The sequence below is a fragment of the Microbacterium sp. LWH3-1.2 genome, from assembly GCF_040675855.1.
GTDB lineage: Bacteria > Actinomycetota > Actinomycetes > Actinomycetales > Microbacteriaceae > Microbacterium.
The window spans coordinates 1,098,447-1,114,885 of the sequence record NZ_JBEGIK010000001.1 but is presented as its reverse complement, the minus strand read 5'-3'; the positions used below and the strand labels follow the sequence as shown (position 1 = coordinate 1,114,885).

At 70.2% G+C, this 16,439-nt stretch carries 8 protein-coding genes; 3 read left to right on the top strand and 5 right to left on the bottom strand.

Annotation, left to right across the window (positions count from 1 at the left end):
- Positions 1–37 precede the first annotated feature (37 nt).
- The 4 genes from MRBLWH3_RS05295 to MRBLWH3_RS05280 all read right to left on the bottom strand — a co-directional run bounded on the left by MRBLWH3_RS05295 (position 38) and on the right by MRBLWH3_RS05280 (position 11,711).
- Positions 38–6,097 carry an Ig-like domain-containing protein gene (locus MRBLWH3_RS05295; RefSeq protein WP_363429384.1) on the bottom strand — a complete coding sequence of 2,020 codons (6,060 nt, stop codon included), beginning with the start codon at positions 6,095–6,097 and terminating at the stop codon, positions 38–40.
- Between the two features lie 214 nt (positions 6,098–6,311).
- Positions 6,312–8,660: an excinuclease ABC subunit UvrA gene (locus MRBLWH3_RS05290; protein WP_363429382.1), complete on the bottom strand. Its 2,349-nt coding sequence runs from the start codon at positions 8,658–8,660 to the stop codon at positions 6,312–6,314.
- 196 nt (positions 8,661–8,856) lie between these two features.
- Positions 8,857–11,103 carry an LLM class flavin-dependent oxidoreductase gene (locus MRBLWH3_RS05285; RefSeq protein ID WP_363435308.1) on the bottom strand — a complete coding sequence of 749 codons (2,247 nt, stop codon included), beginning with the start codon at positions 11,101–11,103 and terminating at the stop codon, positions 8,857–8,859.
- A 35-nt stretch (positions 11,104–11,138) separates the two neighbouring features.
- A complete protein-coding gene (locus MRBLWH3_RS05280) occupies positions 11,139–11,711 on the bottom strand; it encodes a DNA-3-methyladenine glycosylase I (protein WP_363429380.1) in 573 nt (190 codons plus the stop codon).
- A 244-nt stretch (positions 11,712–11,955) separates the two neighbouring features.
- Here MRBLWH3_RS05280 and MRBLWH3_RS05275 point away from each other — a divergent pair, with 244 nt between their 5' ends.
- Positions 11,956–12,360 (top strand): glucose-6-phosphate dehydrogenase, encoded by a 405-nt coding sequence (locus MRBLWH3_RS05275; protein WP_363429378.1) that lies wholly within the window; start codon positions 11,956–11,958, stop codon positions 12,358–12,360.
- 120 nt (positions 12,361–12,480) lie between these two features.
- On the opposite strand, the gene MRBLWH3_RS05270 is transcribed toward MRBLWH3_RS05275, so the two are convergent.
- The gene (locus MRBLWH3_RS05270; RefSeq protein ID WP_363429376.1) at positions 12,481–14,586 is read right to left on the bottom strand and encodes an acyl-CoA dehydrogenase; all 2,106 of its coding nucleotides are present in this window, start codon (positions 14,584–14,586) and stop codon (positions 12,481–12,483) included.
- 194 nt (positions 14,587–14,780) lie between these two features.
- Here MRBLWH3_RS05270 and MRBLWH3_RS05265 point away from each other — a divergent pair, with 194 nt between their 5' ends.
- Positions 14,781–15,140: a VOC family protein gene (locus MRBLWH3_RS05265; protein ID WP_363429374.1), complete on the top strand. Its 360-nt coding sequence runs from the start codon at positions 14,781–14,783 to the stop codon at positions 15,138–15,140.
- A gap of 52 nt (positions 15,141–15,192) precedes the next feature.
- Positions 15,193–16,437 (top strand): GNAT family N-acetyltransferase, encoded by a 1,245-nt coding sequence (locus MRBLWH3_RS05260; RefSeq protein ID WP_363429372.1) that lies wholly within the window; start codon positions 15,193–15,195, stop codon positions 16,435–16,437.
- Positions 16,438–16,439 lie beyond the last annotated feature (2 nt).

Genomic DNA, 16,439 nt, shown 5'->3' with positions numbered 1-16,439 from the left:
CTCGTTGCGTGTCGTGGAGGATGCCGCGACTCGGGGGCTAGTACCAGTTCATCGCGTCGGCGTTGCCCCAGCCCTGAATGGTCACCCACACGCGGTTTCCGGGGAAGCCGTAGTAGCAGTTGGCGCGCACGGTGCCGTTCTCGGGAACCCACGTCGTGCTGGCGCCTCCCCACGAGCCGCTGTTGTCGTTGCAGCGCAGGTGGTAGTTCCCGGCGGGGAAGTTCTTCACCGTGACCGCCATGTAGGCGCACGAGGCCGACCCGCAGTCGCCCCAGCTTCCGGACGCGCCCTTGACGGTCTGCGCTGAGGGCTGCGGCGGCGCGACAGTGGTCGCGGCGTCCGAGACGACCGCACTCCACTGGCCCGCGGCATCCTGCGCCCGCGCCTCGATCGTGTGCCGCTCGCTGTAGCCGTAGTTGTTGCTGCGCGAGCCGCTGTTCGCGACGTTCTGCCAGCTGCCGCCGTCGATGCGGATCTGCATCTGGGTGATCGCGCGGCCGTTCTCGGACGGTGGGCTCCAGCTGAACGTGATGCTCGTGCCGTTCGCGGTCGCCGACACGCTGGGATTGTGCACCGGGCCGTAAGGGATTGCCTGATTCGACGCCGTCGACGGGTCGCCGTTGTAGCGGACGCCGTCCATCGCCGTGTACGCGCGCAGTCGGACGGTGTACGTCGTGCCGTTGCTGACGCCGCCGATCGTCCTGCCGCTGAACGCCTGCCAGCCGCCCCCGTTGAGCGAGTACTCGTACTGGACCTCGCCCGCGCTCGCGCCGTTGCCGTCCGCCGGCGTGTAGGTGACGTCGATCGTGCTGTCGCCGCGGGGCGTCGTGGCCGAGACGTTCGTCGGGGCGCCCGGCACGCCGAACGCGCGACGGGGTGCCGAGGTCGCGCCCCACTCGCTCCATCCGGCCTTGTTCGAGGCACGGACGCGGAACGTGTAGTCGCTCGTGGACGTCGTCACGTTGACGGCCTGGCGGGTCTGCGAGCCCGGGATGCCGGTGATCGTCCTGACCACCGACGAACCCTGCAGCACCTGCACCTCGTAGCCCGACACGGCATCGCCGTTGTCGGCGGGCGGCGCCCAGACGACCTCGAGCTGCGCCTGGTTCCCCACCGGGTCGAGTCGGTTGACCGACGGCGCCGCAGGCGGCTCGGGGGCGCGTGCCGGGATCTCGCTCACCGACCACGTGCTCCAGCTGGACGGCTCGGGGGCCCGGTTGTGCGCCTGGACGCGCACCTGGTACGCCACGCCATTCTGCAGCCCGTCCCACACCGTCGAGTTGCCGGTGACGTCGGTCTTCTGCGAGACGCCCGACGGCGGCGCCGGCGAGATCTCGAGCGTGTACTTCTCCACCGGCGAGCCGGGGGTCGTCGGGGTCACCCACGCGACGTTGAGGCTCCGGTCGCCGAACGTCAGGCTCGGCGCCGCAGGGGTGTCGGGGCGCGCGTCGGGGCGGGCCGTCTCGGACGGCGCCGACGGGTCGGACGGACCGACGCGGTTCTCGGCGACGACGGTGAAGTTGTACTCGACGTTGTTGGTCAGCCCGTCGAGCGTGCACGTGGTGGCGAGGCATTCCTTCTCGTAGTTGCCCGCGGTCGACGAGACGAGGTACCGCTCGATCTCCGCGCCGTTGTTCGCCGGCGGTGTCCACGAGAGCACGACCGTGCGGTCCTGGACGCTCGAGACGATCGGGGTGCCCGGCACATCGGGCTTGCCCTGGACGGTCAGTCGGATGCGTCCCTCGACCTCGCGGTCGGGATCGCCCGTGGCGTCCTGCACCCGGTAGCGGACGGTCATGGTGCCGAAGAACTTCGCGTCCGGGGTGACCTTCACGTCGGTGCCCGACACGACGACGTCGCCCTGACCGGTCTCGAGGATGGCCGTGGTGACCTTGAGCGGCTTGTCGGGGAACGGGTTCACGTCGTTGCTGAGCACGGGAACGGTGACCGTCTTACCCTGGTGCGCCTCGTCGACGATGTCGTCGTTCGCGGTCGGCAGCTCGCGAGTCGACGCGATGACGCGGACGTTCACGGTGCCCTCGATCGGCTCGGTGGTGCCGTCGGTGATGCGCAGGCGAATCGTGCCGGCCGTGCCCTTCTTGGTATCGGCGGCGGCGCTGACCTTCAGCTCGTCCCCGTCGATGGTCGCCGACATGCCGTCGGGCGATCCGCCGACGATCTGGTACTCGATGCGGCCCTCGTCCTCGGGGTCGGGGTCGGTCGTGAGCCCGCCGAGGTCGAGGGTCGTCGCGTCCTCGCCGGGTGCGACATCCATCTGTCCGTTCACGAAGGTGGGCTGCTGGTTCTCCGGTGGCAGCACGGTGATGGGCAGGGTCAGCGTCGCCTTGCGGCCCTCGGGGTCGTCGGGACCCGTGCCGTCGGTCACCTCGAACGTGATCGCGTCCGGCCCGAAGTAGCCCTGTGCCGACGTGTAGACCAGGGTGGTCTGGTCCTTGATCAGCGATGCTCCGTCGCTGTGCGCAGCGGTGACCTTCGCGGCCTCCGTGATGACGACCTTGCCGCCGCCGGCGGCGCGCACATACTTCGACAGCGCCAGCTCGACCGTCTCGCCGCTCTTGACCTCGACCGGCTCGGTCGAGATGAGGGTGGGCGGCAGCGACGACAGCGACGGGACGTGGATGAACGCGGATGCCTCGTTCCCGTCGCGATCCGTGATCGTGTAGGTCACGAGCCGGCCGGTGTCGCCGAGTGTGACCCGCACCTTGCCGTCGGCGAGCACGCGCGAGTTCGCATCCGCGACCTCGAGCTCGAGGTCGTCGACCGTGCCGTCGGGGTCCTCATCGTTCGCGAGCACCTCGAGGTCTACGACGGCGTCCTCGACATCTGCGGCGCGCACATAGTCGTCCCGGGCGACGGGCTTCTGCAGGGGCACGTCCTCGGCGACCGTGATCTGCAGCACGGCCTTCGCCTCCGCGCCGCGCGCGTCCCGGATCGTGTATTGCAGCGATGTCTCGACAGGCTCCGACGGCGAGGTCACGACGACGCGGTTGCCGTCGACTCTCGCCTTCAGCCCCGCCACGTCCGGCAGGATCAGGCCGTTCTTGACGATGCCGAACTCGTCGCCGTCGGGGTCGGAGTCGTTGGCGAGCACCGGCACCGCGACCGAGCGGCCGGTGCGCATGATCACGGAGTCCTTGACGGCATAGGGCGCCTGATTCACGCCCTCGGCCGGCGCGACGCCGACGCGGATCGTCGCGGTGGCCTCGGCGCCGAGGCGGTCCCTCACACGGTAGGTGAAGGTGTCGACGCCCGCGGTGTCATCGAACGCCTCGTACACGAGGAAGTCCGAGCCGGTCTCCGTGATCCGCCCCTTGCCCGGCGAGGAGGCGAGCCCGACGAGCTCGACGGAGTCGCCGTCGGAGTCGATGCCGTCCAGCGGCACCGCGATGCGGACGCGACTGCCGGCGAGCACGCGCGCGGTGATGTCGCGCGGTCGCGGTGCGGCGTTGGTGTCGGCGTTCACCGGCAGCACCTGGATGGTGATGTACCCGGCATCCTTCTGTCCGGTGCTGTCGACGGCCTCGTAGGTCGCGTAGGCGGTGCCCGGCTCGTCGGACGCGCGGAAGCGCACCGTGTCCTGCGAGACGAAGATCTCGCCGTCCTCGGGCTCGGTGAGCGGCGGCACCAGGTCGGGTGCGACGTGGATCGTATCGCCGTTCGGGTGGTAGTCGTTGTCGAGCACCGGGATCGTGACGACGTCGCCCGCGCGCACGACGACCTGATCGTCGTTGGCGACCGGCGGGCGCAACTGCGCCGGAGCCGGGATCGGGATGACGATGACGTCGCCTTCGGCCGACTGCGAGCCGTTCGAGATCCGGTACGAGATCCGCACCTGCTCCGACAGCGCCGCCTGGTCGCTGATGCGGAGGGTCTCGTGGTTGAGCACGGCCACCGCGACGCCCGAGTTCGGCTCGACGGTCACCGACTGCACGACGAGGATGCCGCCGGACGGGTCGGAGTCGTTGGTGAGCACGTTGACCAGCACCTCACCGCCGCTGGGCAGCAGCGCGACGTCACGCACGGCGACGGGCGGCAGATCGGTCTCGCCCTCGGGGAGGACGTCGACGCGAACGATTCCGGGGACGCCGGCGGCGCCCGCCGCCACCATGTACTGCACGTAGTAGGTGCCCGGCGTCGCCGAGCGGAACGTGAAGGTCTTGTTCGCGTAGTCGGGGGCGATGTCGGCGCCCGACACGGGGTCGACGCGGGCGAGGCGGAGCGGCTCGCGGCCAGCGCCCACGTCGTTCGCGAGCGGAGAGATTGTGGCCGTCTGTCCGGAGCGGACGGCGATGTAGTCGGCGTTCGTGACCGGGTCGATCGACCCCACCGGGCGCACGTCGAACCGCACGGTGCCGACGGTCACGTCCGAGCCGTCGGAGACGGTGATCTCGACGTCCTTGCGTCCCTGCGTGCCGCCCACCGCGCGGTAGGTGATGCGGCCGTCGGAGGTGTAGTCGGCCTCGTCGCCCTCGGCCGGCTGGACGGAGCCGAGGAACACGTCGTCACCGTCGGGGTCGATCCAGTCCGGCAGCACGTTGTACGTGATGGTGCCGCCGGCTTCGACGGCGACCGTCGTCACCCGGTTCTGCTTCGGCGGGGAGTTGACGTCCCAGCCGTGCACCGAGAACGACACCTTCGCCGTGTCGGTGCCGCCGCGTCCGTCGGACACCTCGTAGGTGAAGGATGCCGATCCCTGGGCGTCCTCCGGGACCGCGATCTGCAACGCCCGTCCGTTGTCGATCGACTGGATCTCGCCGACCGACGGGCCGCCGTCGACCACGCGCGTGGTCAGCACGTCGCCGTCGGGGTCGCTGTCGTTGTCGAGGACGGGGAGGATCGTGGTGCGGCCCGGACGCACGCCCAGGTCGTCGTCGTTGGCGTCGGGCGGGGTGTTGATCTCGGAGCGTTCGGGGAGGACCGTCTCGGTCGTCTCCTCGGTGGTCTGCTCGTCGTCCTCGGTCTCGCCCTCGGGAGGGGTCATCTCGTCCCAGTTGTCGACGCGCTGCAGGTCGTCGACGGCCATCCACGTGGCACCGCCGACGACGTCGTTGAGCACCACGACGTCGCGGTTGACGCGGAACTTCAGCAGCGACGTCGGCTCGATGCCGTCGATGTCGACCGCGAGGTCGTCGGCCTCACCCGCGCAGTCGCGCACGAACCGGCCCGAGCCCGTCCACGCGGCGTAGCCGCAGCCCTCGAGCCACACCGGCTCGGCGGGGGCGCCGTCGGCTCCGGCCTCGGCGGTCGTGGGCTCCGAGCCGTCGAACGGCACGCGCACGAGCGCCGCGGCCGTGGAGAGCGAGACGGCATCGGATGCCGCGGACGGCTGCTGCAGGACGGCGCTGCGTCCGCCGTCGACCACGGTCCTGCGACCGTCGACGATCACGGTGCCGGTGGCGGTGTCGAGCACCGCCGGCTTGTCGCCCACTGCCGTGACCGAGAGCTCCGCATCGTCGCCGATGTCGGGCAGTCCGGAGCGGCTCGGCTCCTCCGCAGTGCCGTCCGCGCCGAGGCGGATCGTGACGAGCTCTGAGGACTTCGGCGAGACGGCGTAGACGACGCCGTCGACGCCGACGGCGACATCCGCTCCCTTGCCGACGTTGGCGGTCGGATCCGTTCCCTCGATCTGGAACGAGCCGACGCTCGCGCTCGAGACGACCCACAGGTCGCCGGAGGCGGGGTCGAGGATCGCCACAGTGTCGCCGCCGAGCGCCACGTCGGCGCCACCCGGCACTCCTGCGGCGCCCGAGAGCGCGACCATCGCGGGATCGACGACGCTCACCGTCGAGCCGGCGTCGTCGACGACGAGGACGGTGCTGCCGGACTGGAGGATGTCGTAATCGTCGCTGGTGGTGCGCAGGGCCCCGTCGAGCACCTGCGACTCGTGGTTGAAGTGACCGACGAGCAGGCTGGACTGCTTCGTCACCCACACGCCGCCGTCGTGGAGGTCGACCTCGGTGGTGGGCACGCCCTGGTAGACGAACGCGAGCGTCGTGATGGTGACGGCAGCGGCGGTCACCGCTCCGGCCGACGCGAACGCGCGCGGGCGCGCGCGAAGCCAGGCGAATGAGCTCATGGGGACGTCGGCCTCCTCCGGGGCATCGTGCGTCTTGTCGTGGCGTGGGACCCCGGCGAGGGGCGTCGCGAGCTCACAGAAGACCTGGGGGAACACCCCAGCCTAACGCGCGCCTGCAGGTGCGACGAGACCGGGAGTGTCAACTGGGGAGATCGTATTCCGCCTGATCAGGCCCGATCGATGGGGACAAACACCCATCCGCCTGGGCGGCTCGTCAGGCGCCGACGTACTCCCGCAGGTGCTGGGCCGTGAGAGTGTCGGCGCCGGCGACCAGGTCTGCCGGGGTTCCCTCGAACACGATCAATCCGCCGTCGTGTCCGGCACCCGGACCGATGTCGATGATCCAGTCGGCGTGCGCCATCACCGCCTGGTGGTGCTCGATCACGATCACGCTGTTGCCGGCTTCGACGAGGCGGTCCAGCATCCCGAGCATGTTCTCGACGTCGGCGAGGTGCAGACCCGTCGTCGGCTCGTCGAGCACGTAGATCGCGCCTTTCTTCGCCATCGAGATCGCGAGCTTGAGGCGCTGCCGCTCGCCGCCCGAGAGCGTGTTGAGCGCCTGGCCGAGCGTGATGTAGCCGAGTCCGACGTCGATCATGCGCATCAGGGTGGTGTGCGCGGGGCCCTTGGAGAAGAAGACGGATGCCTCGGCCGCCGACATCGCGAGCACCTCGGCGATGTTCTTGCCGTCGAGCGTGTACTCGAGCACCTCGTCGCTGAAGCCCGACCCCTCGCACAGCTCGCAGAGCGTCTCGACCGTCTGCGTGAAGCCGAGGTTCGTGATGATCACGCCGAGGCCGCGGCACGCGGGGCATGCGCCCTCGGAGTTGGCGCTGAAGAGCGCCGGCTTCACGCTGTTGGCCTTGGCGAACGCGGAGCGGATCGTGTCGAGGATGCCCGTGTAGGTCGCCGGGCTCGAGCGCCGGTTGCCCTTGATCGGCGCCTGGTCGACGACCACGACATCGTCGAAGCCCGGCACGTTCCCGTGGATGAGCGACGACTTGCCCGAGCCCGCGACGCCGGTGACGACGGTGAGGATGCCGAGGGGCACATCGACATCGACCTCTTTGAGGTTGTGCTGGGTCGCACCGCGGATCTCGAGTGCACCCGTCGCGGCGCGCGTCGACGCCTTGAGCCGGGCGCGGTCGTCGAGGTGGCGCCCGGTGATCGTGCCGGAGGTGCGGAGGCCCTCGACATCGCCCTGGTACTGCACCTCGCCGCCCGATCGACCGGCGCCCGGCCCCAGGTCGACGATATGGTCGGCGATCTCGATGACCTCGGGCTTGTGCTCGACCACGAGCACCGTGTTGCCCTTGTCGCGCAGGAGCTTCAGCAGCCGGTTCATGCGCTGGATGTCGTGGGGGTGCAGGCCCGCCGTCGGCTCGTCGAACACGTAGCTGATGTCGGTGAGCGCCGACCCGAGGTGGCGGATCATCTTGGTGCGCTGCGCCTCGCCGCCCGAGAGCGTGCCCGAGGCGCGGTCCAGCGACAGGTAGCCGAGTCCGATGTCGATGAAGGAGGCGATCGTCTGACGCAGCCCCACCATGAGCGGGGCGACGGACGGGTCGTCCACCGTGTCGAGCCACGCCGCGAGGTCCGTGATCTGCATGGCCGCGGCATCCGCGATGCTCGTCCCGTTGATCTTCGACGACCGGGCGCCTTCGTTGAGCCGCGTGCCGCCGCAGTCGGGGCAGGGCAGGAACTTCACGGCGCGGTCGACGAACGCGCGGATGTGCGGCTGGAGGGAATCGCGGTCCTTCTGGAGCATCGACTTCGTGATCTTCGGCACGAGACCCTCGTACGTCATGTTGATGCCGTTGATCTTGACCTTCGTCGGCTCCTTGTAGAGGAAGTCCGCGCGCTCCTGGTCGGTGTAGTCCTGGATGGGCTTGGCCGGATCCACGAAGCCGGACTCGGTGAACCCCTTCACCATCCAGCCGTCGGGGTTGTACCCGGGCACCTGGATGGCGCCGTCCTGCAGGGACTTCGTCTTGTCGTAGAGCTCGTCGAGGTCGACATCGCTCACCTCGCCGAGACCCTCGCAGCGCGGGCACATGCCGCCGGTGATCTCGAACGAGCGGCGCTCCTTGACCTGCTTGCCGCCCTTCTCGAGGGTGATCGCGCCGGCGCCCGAGACGGACGGGATGTTGAACGAGAACGCCTGCGGCGAGCCGACGTGCGGCTGGCCGATGCGGCTGAACAGCAGCCTCAGCATCGCGTGCGCGTCGGTCGCGGTGCCCACCGTGGACCGCGCGTTCGAGCCCATGCGCTCCTGGTCGACGATGATCGCCGGGCTCACGTTCTCGAGCGCGTCCACCTCGGGGCGGTTGAGCTGCCCCATGAACTGCTGCACGAACGTCGGGTACGTCTCGTTGATGAGCCGCTGAGACTCGTTCGCGATGGTGCCGAACACCAGCGACGACTTGCCCGACCCGCTCACCCCGGTGAACACGGTCAGCCGCCGCTTCGGGATGTCGACCGACACGTTCTTGAGGTTGTTCTCGCGGGCGCCGACGACGCGGATGACTTCGTGCGAATCAGCGATGTGGGAGTCCGATGCCATGCGCACGAGTATGCCCGCCCACCCGGACACCGCGCTTCCTGAATCCTGCTCGATCCTGTCGCCTTGATCGTCGAAACCACCCCTTCTCGCCGAGACCACCCGGTTCGGACCGCCGGAACCGGGTTGATTCGGCGAGAAGGGGTGGTTTGGACGGGGATGGCGTGCGGGAGGCAGACCCCAGGATGGATGCTGCGGCTCAGGCCGCGTCGGACTCTGCAGGCTCGATCGCGAAGTTGTCGCGGAAGACGCACGTCGGGTCGTACGCCGCCTTCACGCGCCGCAGTCGCTCCAGCGTCGCGGGCGGGAAGGCCTCGGCGATGCGCTCCGGGCGCTCGGACGAGTCGAAGCTCAGATACATGCCGTCGACGTGGTCGGCGAGGGTGCGCCACTGCGCGTCGAGCCGGTCGGGGTGCGAGCCGAGGGCGGCGACCGAGAAGTTCGCCGACCGATGCGCGTACGCGGTCGCGTCCTCCTCGACGTCGGCCACGGCGCCGCCGACCGCGCGGAGCTGGAAGAACGGCACCGCGCCGGATCGCAGCATCCGTTCCACCGCCGCCGCGAAGGCGGGCGTGACATGGTCGATGAGACCCGAGCGGGAGTGCGGCTCGCCCGCGCCGTGCTGCGGGCCGAGGTCGGCATTCGCCATGATCTGCGGATACGTCGTGAGCTGCACGGACTGCTGTACCAGCGGCGCGAGCTCGGCGAAGGGCTGCAGGCGCGCGATGATCGTGTCGGGGTCGTCGGAGTCGACGACCCCGTAGAGCTGCACGACCTGGGGCTCGCCGGGGCGGGGCCCGCCGGTGAGCAGGAACAGCGTGAGGTCGCGCGGCGACGACTCGACGATGCGGCCGTACCCTTCGAGGAACTCCGCCACGTCGTCGACCTGGAACGCGAGCTGCGCGTAGCCCACCTGGCCGACCTCGTCGACCTCGAACTCGAACGCCGTGACGATGCCGACGTTGGCGCCGGCCCCGCGCACCGCCCAGAAGAGGTCGGGGTGGGTCGCAGCGTCCGTCCGCACGATCGAGCCGTCGGCGAGCACCACCTCGGCGGCGCGCAGATGGTCGATGGTGAGCCCGTGCTCGCGGGCGAGCAGACCGATGCCGCCGGCCGTCGCCAGGCCGCCCACGCCCACGCCGCCGTAGTCGCCCGAGGTCAGCGCCCAGCCGTGCTCTCCGAGCGCCGCGGCGACCTGCGCCCAGCGCGCGCCGGGACCGATCCGCACGAGCCGGCGGTCGGCGTCGAGCACCTCGATCTCGTCGAGGCGGCGGAGGTCGATCACGATGCCGCCGTCGTTGGTCGAGCGGCCGCTGATGCCGTGGCCGCCGCTGCGCACCGCGAGCGGGAGCTCGGGATGCCGCCGCGCGAACGCGAGCGCCTCCGCGACCTGTTCGGCCGACCCGGGCTGCAGCACGAGGCCGGGGCTTCCGCCGCGCATGTAGGTGGCGCGCACGTCGCCGTAGTCGAAGTCGCCGGGCTCGATCGCGCGGACGCCGGCCGGCACGTCGTCGTAGGCGATTCCGTCACGGCGTGCGGCGAGCGCCGCCGCGGAACGGACGGATGCTGCGGCCGTGCCTCGCCGGCCGCGCTCGGCGGCGACGAGCTCGCGCACCGCGGGGGCGACCTCCTCGCCGAACCGCTGGAGGAGGTTCGGGTCGTCCGCCGCGATGATGAACGTGCCGATGCCGTCGTCGAGCGCGAGCCGCGCGAGGCGCTCGGCGAATTCACGCGACTCGGCGGCGAGCTGCCCGATGTTGAGCAGCCGCCGGATCTCTCGCGGGTCTCGGCCGACGGACTGCGCGGCCTCGTCGATCGCGGCGTTGCCCTTGGCGAGATCGCCGGGCTTCAGGTAGCCGAGCGACGGCAGCCACCCGTCGCCCTTGCGACCGGTGAGCGAGAGCATGCGGGGCTTGTATGCCCCGATGTGGATCGGGATGTCGTGCGCCGGACGCGGACCGCGCTTCGCGCCGTGCACCGCGTGGTACTTCCCGTCGGTGAAGACGCCCCGGCGCTCGTCGGTGCGCCACAGCTCGCGCATCAGGTCGATCGCCTCCCCCAGCGCCGTCACGGCCTGACCAGGCGTGAGGCGCGTGCCGCCCATCGCCTCGATGGCATCCCAGAAGCCTCCCGCACCGAGGCCCAGGTCGAAGCGGCCGCCCGACAGCAGGTCGATGCTGGCCGCCGCCCGCGCGACGACGGCCGGCGGGCGCAGCGGCACGTTCAGGACGTTGGGCGCGATCCGGATCGTGTCGGTGCGCGCGGCGACGAACGACATGAGCGTCCAGGTGTCCAGGAACGCCGGCTGATACGGGTGGTCCTGGAAGGTGACGAGATCGAGATCGGATGCCTCGGCCACCTGCGACAGCAGCACCGGGGCCTCGGGGCTCGCGGCGGAGGGGGTGACGAAGGCCCCGAATTCGAGGGGGTGTCCGTAGTCCACGATCCATTCGAACGCACGGGGCGCGTTCGTTGTTCCGCTCAGTCGACGCGCCAGCAGCCGTCGACGTGGTCGTCGACCATGCCCGCCGACTGCATGAGCGCGTACATCGTGGTCGGCCCGACGAAGCGGAAGCCGCGCCCCCGGAGCGCCTTGCTCATCGCCTCGGCCTCCGCGGTGATCGCGGGCACCTCCGCGAAGGTTGCGGGGCGCTGATGGGCGGCCGGCGCGAACGACCACATGACGTCGTCGAGCTCGCCTGGCTCGAGCTCGAGCACCAGCCGCGCATTGGAGATCGTGGCCTCGATCTTGGCGCGATTGCGGATGATGCCGGCATCCGTCATCAATCGTGCGACGTCGTCTTCGCCGAACGCCGCCACCACCGCGGGTTCGAAGCCCGCGAATACCTCGCGGAAGCGCGGCCGCTTGCGGAGGATCGTGATCCACGACAGCCCCGCCTGGAACCCTTCGAGGCTCATCTTCTCGAAGAGCGCGCGGTCGCCGTGCAGGGGCACCCCCCACTCCTCGTCGTGGTAACGGGCGTACTCGAGGTCGTCGCCGACCCACGCGCAGCGCGCGCGGCCGTCGGCGCCGAGGCGGACATCAGTGCTCACCGCGCCAGCCTAGGCTTGCCCGCCGACGTCAGTGCCGCAGCATCCGTTCGACCCGAGAAACCTCATCCGCGCCGAGAAACCACGCGCGCCGCGATCTCTTCGCAGTTCTGCGGTTCCCGACGCTCAGGCCGCGGCGGCCACGCGGGCGTCCGCCCTCTCGTCACCGGGTCGATTCCCGGATGCCGCCCGCGTCGCTTACCTTGGAATGTCGGGTTGCTCGCGCCCGCGGCTGGGAGGCAGGACCATGAAGATCGTCGCGTCGGCGGATTGGCGGGACTCGGTCCCCTTCGAGAACCCTGTGCTCCTCGCGGACGTGGTCCCGGGCGAGGCGACGCGCTGCTTCACCTGCGGTCCCGACTCCGAGCCGCTGCCCCGCACCGAGCTGTGGGCGTACAAGCACCGGCATCCCAAGAATCACGACGGCTACGTCCGTTTCTACTGCGCGTATCACGTGCCGGCAGCGGCGATCGTCCCTCAGCCGGCGGCCGCGCCGACCGCACGGTCGAAGTCGTCCTCGCCTCGTCCGGCCGCCGAGCGCCGTGTCGCCAAGCCGGTCGTCCCCGAGCGCATCCGCGCGATGTGTCCGAACTGCTTCATCGAGATCTCCGCAACCGGTGAGTGCGGCAACTGCGGCTGGACCGCGTCCTGACCCGATGCCGATCCTCATTTGAGGATGGTTGCCGAGATGCGGAGCTGTCGTCACGGATCAGCCCGCATCCCGGCTCCGCTCCTCAATTGAGGACGCCTGCGTCCGGTGTGAGCCGCGGCGTCACTTCTTCTTGAGCGACTTCTCCGACACCGGTGCGCTGCCCGACGCGGCGAGCGCACGGTAGTACTCGCGCGCCTCGTCCTGGCGCTCGCGCTCGGCACCCGACGCGATCGGCGCGCGCACGTGCTCGGGCGCGAAGCCGTAGGCATCGACAAGATCCTGGGCGTGCGGACGCAGCCGCGCCGCGAGCCGGTCGATGTAGCGGGAGACGGATGCTGCGCGCTGCGTCGACAGTCGCCCGTTGATGATGTACCACGCGAGGTGCTTCTCGATGAGGTGCAGTCCGAACAGATCGCGCAGCCACGTCAGCACCTGCTTGGTGCCCTCGTCGGAGACGCGGCTCACGCCGTCGGTGAAGGCCTCCCACTGCAGGAGCTCGCCGTGTGCGCGGGCCGCCTCGATCAGTTCCGCCTGGTGGCTGTTGAACAGTGCCGCCGCCTCGGCGGGCGACAGCTTGGGCGCCGGGCGCAGCGCGGCGGCGACATCCGCCACCATTTGCTGCACCCGGCCTGCGAGCAGCTCGTGCTGCTGGTCGGTGCGCAGGCCGAGCTCGATCGAGCGGGCGGTGGAGCCCAGGTCGGCGACCGTCTGCCCGAGCTGGCGGAGCCCGGCGCCGTGGAACAGCTTGCCCGCCGTCTGCCGAGCGGCGTAGCGGGCCAGCTTCGCGGCATCCGCCCCCTTGAACTGCTTGGCGTAGTCCGACAGGAGGCGCTTGCCGACCAACTGGAGCAGGACGTTGTTGTCTCCCTCGAAGGTCACGTAGACGTCGAGGTCCTGGTGGAGGCCGACCATGCGGTTCTCGGCGAGGAAGCCGGAGCCCCCGCAGGCCTCTCGGGCCTCCTGGATCGTGCTCAGCGCGTTCCATGTGCTCAGCGGCTTGAGCGCCGCGGCGAGGGTCTCGAGGTCTTCGCGCTCCTCGGGGGTGTCGGTGCGACCCGAGAAGACGGCGTCGAACTTCTTCAGCAGCTCGTCGTGGCTGAAGAACTGCGCGTAGTTCTGGGCGAGAAGCGGCAAGAGGCGCCGCTGGTGCTTGCCGTAGTCGAGCAGCACGACCTCCTCGGTGCCCACGCCCGAGTCGAACTGCCGGCGCTGGTTGGCGTAGGTCAGGGCGATGCAGAGGGCGAGCGCGGTTCCGGTCGTGGCGGCCCCGTCCAGCGACACGCGGCCCTGCACGAGGGCGCCGAGCATCGTGAAGAAGCGGCGGCCCGGCGTCGGGATGTCGGACGTGTAGGAGCCGTCCGCCGCGACCTGGCCGTAGCGGTCGAGCAGGTTGAAGCGCGGGACCCGCACCTGGTCGAACGCGAGCCGGCCGTTGTCGATGCCGTTCAGGCCGCCCTTGACGCCGTCGTCCTCGCTGACGATGCCCGGCAGCATCGCGCCCTCGTCGTCTCGGATCGGCACGAAGAAGCAGTGCACGCCGTAGTTGACGCCGCCCGTGATGAGCTGCGCGAACACCGTGGCGGCCTTGCCGTGCAGCGCCGCATTGCCGAGGTAGTCCTTGTAGGCGCCCCGGAACGGCGTGTGGATCACGAACTGCTCGGTCTCGGGGTCGTAGGTCGCGGTCGTGCCGATGGCCGCGACATCCGACCCGTGTCCGGTCTCCGTCATCGCGAACGCGCCCGGCAGGCTGAGGTCGATGACGCCCTCGAGCCATGCCTCATGGTGCTTCTCGGTGCCGAGCTGGAAGATCGCCGATCCGAACAGACCCCACTGCACACCCGACTTGATCTGCAGGCTCGGGTCGGCGAGCACGAGCTCCTGGAAGCCGGCGAGGTTGGCGCCGTTGTCGTTCAGCCCGCCGAACTTCTCGGGCATCGCGCGACGCGAGCCGCCGTGCTCGACCAGCAGGTGCAGCTGCGTGAGCACGCGCTCGCGGTGCTCGGGCATCGACTGCCCCTCGATGCGCCAGAACGCGGGGTCCTTGATCATCTCGCGGGCCTCGCGACGGGTCTGCGCCCATGTACCGAGGAGCAGATCGGTGACCGCGGCGATGTCGATGCGGGGATCGGATGCCTCGGCCGCGGTGTGCGGAGCGGTCGGCGCTCCGCCGGCAGGCGTGTTCTTGTGGACAGCGGGCTTCTTGGTGCGGACGGCGGCGTCAGCCATGTGCATCACCTCTCGGTGCAATGGACAGGATCAAGTTCACCTCGACCGTAGGACTCCCACAACCTCACCTCAAAGCGTCTAGTGGATGTCCACAACCGAGGTGCGCGACGGGTCATCGGCGCGTTGTGCGAGGCGCACAGGCTGACGCGCGTACGGCCTGTGCGTCGTCGCTGGACGGTCGTAGGCTCATCGCCATGGCACCACCGCCGACGGCCATCACGACAGCGTTCATCCCCGTGCACGACCCGCGCGCGAGCGCGCACTGGTACGCGGACGCCTTCGGCCTGGGCATCCTCGAGGAGAGCGACTTCTCGAGCGTGCTCGCGGGGTCGCACGGGCAGGTGACGCTGATGGGCCCGAAGAGCGGCATCCATGTCGAACCGGGCCTGCCGTGGGCGACCTGCAACTTCCGCGTCGACGACCTCGCCTCCGTGCACGAAAGGCTCACCAGGCTGGGCGCGCACCCGGGTGATGAGCTCGGCGACCCCGAGCGCTGCCTGTTCTTCACTGCGACCGATCCCGACGGGAACACCATCCTCGTCACCGACCGCTGACAGACGGCTCCTCGACCATGCACGCGTCCGACGGCGCCGTGACCCTCGCCCCGTGGGGACGCGGCGACCTGCCGCTGCTCGAACGCGCGAACACGCCCGAGATGAGGCGCATCTCGGCGGTCCCGAGACGGCGGCCGAGCTCGACGAGCGTCAGCAGCGCTATCTGCGCCTCGCAGAAGCCGGCGAGGCGGCCATGTACCGGATCGAGGTCGACGGCACGCCGGTGGGGGGCATCGGGTACTGGCAGGCCGAGGAGGACGGCACGCCGGCGTGGGAGACCGGGTGGAACGTCTTCTCCGAGTGGCAGGGCCGGGGGATCGCGCGCGCGGCGCTGCGCCTGGTCATCCGCCTGGTCGCCGCGCGAGGCGACCGCGAACTGCTCGTCGCCTACCCGGGCGTGGACAATCCCGCGTCCAACGCCCTGTGCCGTGCCGCGGGCTTCACGCATCGCGGGTCGGGCACCGAGCCGTGGCGCGGGGGTGAGCTCTCGTTCAACATCTGGGTGCTCGACCTGTCGCCGCTCGACCTGGACGGCCGCGAACCCGACCTCGACGAGCGGTTCGACGAGGGCGTCCTCGACGAGAAGGTGTGGTGGCCGTACTACCTCCCGCACTGGTCGTCGCGCGAGCGCACCGCGGCGGGCTATTCGATCGCCCCGGACGCACTCGAGCTGCGCATCGACGCGGAAACACCCCCGTGGTCGCCCGAGTTCGACGAGGGCAACCGCGTCTCGCACCTGCAGACCGGGCAGTTCTCCGGACCGGCCGGCAGCCCCATCGGGCAGCACCGCTTCCGCGAGGGTCTCGTGGTGCGCGAGGCGCAGCCCGAGCGCCGGCTCCACCTGCCGCGGTTCGGCGTGATCGAGGTGCGGATGGCCGCCGTGCGCCACCCCGACGCGATGGTCGCCTTCTGGCCGATCGGCTTCGAGGACAGCCCCGACGACTGCGGCGAGATCTGCATCGCCGAGATCTTCGGCTCCGAGATCGATGACGAGGGCGGCTGGGTGGGCGTCGGCGTCAAGGCGCAGCACGATCCGCGGCTGCGGCAGGACTTCGAGAAGATCCGGGTCGAGGGCGACCTCACGGAGATGCACGACTACGCCGTCGAATGGACCTCCGACGAGCTGCGGTTCTTCATCGATCACCGCTGGGTCAAGACCGTGCGCCAGAGAATCGACTATCCGATGCAGCTCATGCTCGACATCTACGAGTTCCCGCGCGCCGACGGCGCACGCGACGCCTCCGCTCTCCCCCACGTGCTGCGGGTCGAGCGCGTCCGGACGTTCCCGCCGACCTGAGC

Bases quoted from the DNA above. Each gene is read 5' to 3' on its own strand.
- MRBLWH3_RS05295 (WP_363429384.1), bottom strand. From the start codon at position 6,097: ATGAGCTCATTCGCCTGGCTTCGCGCGCGCCCGCGCGCGTTCGCGTCG.
- MRBLWH3_RS05290 (WP_363429382.1), bottom strand. From the start codon at position 8,660: ATGGCATCGGACTCCCACATCGCTGATTCGCACGAAGTCATCCGCGTC.
- MRBLWH3_RS05275 (WP_363429378.1), top strand. From the start codon at position 11,956: ATGAAGATCGTCGCGTCGGCGGATTGGCGGGACTCGGTCCCCTTCGAG.
- MRBLWH3_RS05270 (WP_363429376.1), bottom strand. From the start codon at position 14,586: ATGGCTGACGCCGCCGTCCGCACCAAGAAGCCCGCTGTCCACAAGAAC.
- MRBLWH3_RS05265 (WP_363429374.1), top strand. From the start codon at position 14,781: ATGGCACCACCGCCGACGGCCATCACGACAGCGTTCATCCCCGTGCAC.